At 69.2% G+C, this 1,573-nt stretch carries 1 protein-coding gene; it reads right to left on the bottom strand.

Annotated features, from left to right (window positions below; genetic code table 11):
* Positions 1-25: 25 nt before the first annotated feature.
* Positions 26-1,573, bottom strand: a 1,548-nt coding sequence (locus tag MJ783_RS16620) for an EF-Tu/IF-2/RF-3 family GTPase (protein WP_239311358.1), incomplete at its 5' end; no start/stop codon positions are given.

The raw sequence follows: 1,573 nt of genomic DNA on the forward strand, positions 1-1,573 counted from the left end.
GCACGGGCCGACAACCAGGGGACGGTCACTCGGCCGCTCGGGCGGCGAGGTACTCGGCCGCGAGGTGATCAGGCATCGGTTCGTACCGCAGATGGTTTCGGGAGAACGTCCCGATGCCCTGGGTCAGCGAACGGATGTCAACGGCGTACCTGAGCATCTCCGTCTCAGGCACCTCGGCTCTGATCATCGTACGGTTCCTGCCCCCGGCGCCGGCCTGCGCCGTGTCGCTGGCCGGCGCGATCCCGACAACCCGGCCACGTCGTGCCGCCAGGTCGCTGGTGACCGGGCCGACATGCTCATCGGGCGTGAGCACGCAGACGGAGAGCACAGGTTCGAGCAGCAGAATCCCGGCGGCCCGAGCGGCGTCCTTCAACGCCAGCGCACCCGCGGCCTGGAAGGCGACGTCGGAGGAGTCCACGGAGTGCGCCTTGCCGTCCACCAGGCGAACCCGAAGGTCGACAAGCGGGAAGCCGGCGGCCACCCCGAGGTCAAACTGGCGCCACACGCCTTTCTCCACTGACGGGACGAACTGGCGCGGGACAGCGCCACCGACCACCTCGTCACAGAACTCCCGCCCGGAACCGGCCGCCAACGGCTCCACCTCGATATGACAGATCGCATACTGGCCATGGCCGCCGGACTGTTTGACATGCCGGCCCGTTCCCCGGGCTGGTCCGCGCAGGGTCTCCCGCATGGGCACCCGTATCGGCATCCGGCCGACTGCCACGCCGTAACGGTTCTCGAGCCGGTCAATGATCATATCGCCGTGGGCCTCGCCCATGCACCACAGGACGAGCTGTCCGGTCTCCGCGTTGTGCTCCACGGTCACGCTCGGGTCCTCGGCGCTGATCTGGGCGAGCGCGGTGGACAGCTTGTCCTCGGAGCTCTTCGTCCGCGCGCGGATCGCCATGGGCAGCTGCGGTTCGGGCATGCGCCAGGCCTCGAACAGGATGGGAGCGTCCGGGCTCGACAGGGTGTCCCCGGTTTCCGCGGTTGTGAGCTTGGAGACGGCGCAGATATCGCCGGCCTGGCACATCTCGACGAACTGCTGCGCGGATCGGCCCATGGGATGGGAGATTGCGCCGATCTTCATGTCCTCGTCGTGGTCGGGATGACCCCGTTCGGCCCGGCCGTGCCCGCAGACATGCACGGGTGTGTCCGGGCGCAGCGTGCCGGAGAACACCCGGACCAGGCAGACGCGCCCGACATACGGGTCGGTCGTTGTCCTGATGACCTCGGCCGCCAGCGGACCGTCAGGGCCGCCCGACGGGACCGGGCAGGACGATCCGTCCGGCCGGCTGGCAGCCGGTACGGGATGCTCGAACGGAGACGGGAACGCCCGCGTGAAGAGGTCCAGCAGTTCTGTGACGCCAGGTGCGCCGGGCCCGCTCCCCGCCGTCGCCACGACCGGATGGAAACGCCCCCGGGCGACCGCCGTCTCCAAATCGTCGAGCAGCAGTTTCGTCGGAAGCGCTGTGCCGGCCAGGTACTGGTCGAGCAGGGACTCGTCCTCGCTCTCGGCGATGATCCCTTCGATCAGAGCGTTGCGGGCGGCGGCAGCCCTTCCGGGCCA

This window comes from Protofrankia sp. Cj3 (genome assembly GCF_917627355.1).
GTDB lineage: Bacteria > Actinomycetota > Actinomycetes > Frankiales > Frankiaceae > Protofrankia.